This window comes from Mesorhizobium kowhaii, from assembly GCF_042431665.1.
Taxonomy (GTDB): Bacteria; Pseudomonadota; Alphaproteobacteria; order Rhizobiales; family Rhizobiaceae; genus Mesorhizobium; species Mesorhizobium kowhaii.
The window spans coordinates 1-2,417 of the sequence record NZ_JBHLYT010000096.1 but is presented as its reverse complement, the minus strand read 5'-3'; the positions used below and the strand labels follow the sequence as shown (position 1 = coordinate 2,417).

Annotated in this window: 2 protein-coding genes; both read right to left on the bottom strand. The window is 57.6% G+C overall.

Annotated features, from left to right (window positions below; genetic code table 11):
• Positions 1–126: 126 nt before the first annotated feature.
• A complete protein-coding gene (locus tag ACFFNA_RS35055; protein ID WP_378924446.1) occupies positions 127–1,605 on the bottom strand; it encodes a M81 family metallopeptidase in 1,479 nt (492 codons plus the stop codon).
• Positions 1,606–2,020: 415 nt separating this feature from the next.
• A partial coding sequence (locus ACFFNA_RS35050; protein ID WP_378924444.1) for an enoyl-CoA hydratase-related protein occupies positions 2,021–2,417 on the bottom strand: 397 nt, incomplete at its 5' end.

The following is a 2,417-nucleotide window of genomic DNA, read 5'->3' as shown; positions in this document are numbered from 1 at the left end:
AATCCATGCCCTTCAATTGCCGAGCAGTTCGAGATCCTTGCCGCCTGATCATTGGCGCGAAAGCGTCGCGTCGTGACCGAAATCACGATTTGCGACAGAACCACAGAAAGGAGGGGAGAGGGGATCTCAGACATGATCGATGAATGGATAGGACGTGGCGGTCGGGGCATACCGATATGGTAGCGTCTTGAGGTCTGCCGGCCCCCAATCGGGCGTGTCGATGATGACGATCTCTGCTGCCAGAGGCTCATAGACCGCCCGGAAGTGGGTCTTCGAGCGGAGCACGATGATGGCGAAGTCCTGCGCCCGCATGCCAAACTGTATGAACGGGTCCTCATCGATCGCGGTGGTGCACGTCGAGGTGACACTCACGATGATGCCCCCGATGTCAAGCACCGCAGTCAGACCAAGGTCAACTTTCGCGCCGAGACCCATCGGGCCGGTGACCCTATAGCGTTTTTCGCCTGCTTGCAGAATCCTCGCGTCGACCGGCACTGGTCCTCCTGACCTTGGCGATGAGCGACCACCGATCTCCAGTTGGATTGTCGCTCCTTCGCCTGCCTTGCACGCGGCAGCTGCGCTGACAGGGTCCCAAAGGAAGGGGACTGCGACGTTCGTGGCACCCTGGCGGATCAATTCCTGCAGGACGTAGGTCGAATCGTTCATACGATCAGCATGCTCGAGTAGTACAATTGGCGCCTTTGCCGATTTCGCTCGCTGAAGACCGTAGGCCACGCCCTCCTCGAGCCCTTTCACCAGTCCGGTCACTTGAAGTTCGCGACCCGCACCGCGGATTGAATTGCTTAGGTCATTTGCCGTTTGTTCGGCAAGGCCGCGGTCGCGGTCCGCCACGACAACAACGGAGAAACCGCAGTTTGGGACGTCTGCATAGGAGAAACCCGCAAACACGGAGATATCCAGGAGTCCCGGAGTAGTTTTGGGAAGTTCGATAGAGCGCGCTACGAAACTCGCGAGAGGATGTAAAGTCGTGGCGCTGAAGATGCTCGGAACCATGACACCTGGTCGGGCAATTGCCGTCACGGGACTGATCTCTCCCCGCAACGTTCTGATGAGGCATTCCGCCGCTCGCTTGCCGGTGTCCCCCATGTCGATGTGGGGAGAATAGTGATAGCCGAAGGTGGCTGTCGCATCGGAGATCGTGGATGCATCAAGATTGCCGTGGTAGTCGAGCGCGAGCATGACCGGGATATCCGGTCCGACCGCTTCGCGTACGAGGCGCACCATGTCGCCGTCGGGGTCGGGGCGCGTCGGCGTCGTACATGCCCCATGAAGATCGAGGAGTACGCCGTCGAGCGATCCGCGCTGCGCCATCAACCCGTCGAAAATAACTTGGCAATAGTAGTCGAACGCATCATCAGCGGCGGCGCAGGTCCTATGGTCGCCTGCCGTCCAGACGATCGGCACCATTTCAATGCCTTCGCGCTCACAGATGTCAATAAAGCCGCCGAGGACAGTTTCTGTTCCCCGGTGATTGTCCACCATCTCGCTTCCTCGAGACTCGTTGCGCTTGAAATCCTCCAGGGTCACTACGTTCGGCAGGAAACTGACCGATTCCAGGATGAATCCAGCGATGGCTACTTTCATATCAAAATCCTCATTTCTTTTCGGTAAACAAGGCAATGTCTCGTGGATCGAGAATGTCCCGCAGACAGTCGATCTATGGCGATTTATACAAAGTGACGTTTGAAACGGGCTTTTTGGCCAGCAAGCGCGATGCTGTCCTGGATTTCCAAGACGACCGTTTCAAGTTCCAATTCCTCCCACGTAACCACCAAGCCTTAGCGATGGCGGGTTCCGCACGGTAAACATGCTTCGGCTTGGTTTGCAACAAGTGTTTCGCATTTGCGTCATAATGACCGTATGGATCACACAAAATCGTCAAGAAGGGGGAGCGAGCCACTGTGGCCCTCGGTAGCGGTCGCACCGAAAGTTGGCCCACCGCTTGTCAGCGAGAAGCTTTGAGCGCACTGACTGCACGCCGCACTGATAACGGTGGCAATTAGCGCCCCTGAAAGAGGGCAGGACGTTTGTCGAGGAAGGCTTCGACCGCTTCAGCGTGGTCCTGCGTATTGTGGCACATGCCCTGAAACACTGCGCAGAGGTCGAGGAAATCAGGCAGGTCCAATCGCCGTGCTGCCTTCAGCAGCCGTTTTGCGAGACGAAGTGCTTGAGGAGGTTTTCCTGCAATGCTTGCAGCAAGTTGCAGGGCTTGCGACTGCAATTCGGACGCTGTCGCGATCTCAAGGACGATTCCCAGTCGTAGAGCTTCCTCGGCGCGCACCAAACGCCCGGTGAAGATCAACTCCGCCGCCCTTTGGGGACCGAGCAGATCCTGCAGGAACCAGGCACCGCCATCTCCCGGTACGATGCCAAGATTGATGAACGTGGAGCCGAAT

Coding starts and splice junctions, on each gene's coding strand:
- ACFFNA_RS35055 (WP_378924446.1), bottom strand. CDS start 1,605: ATGAAAGTAGCCATCGCTGGATTCATCCTGGAATCGGTCAGTTTCCTG.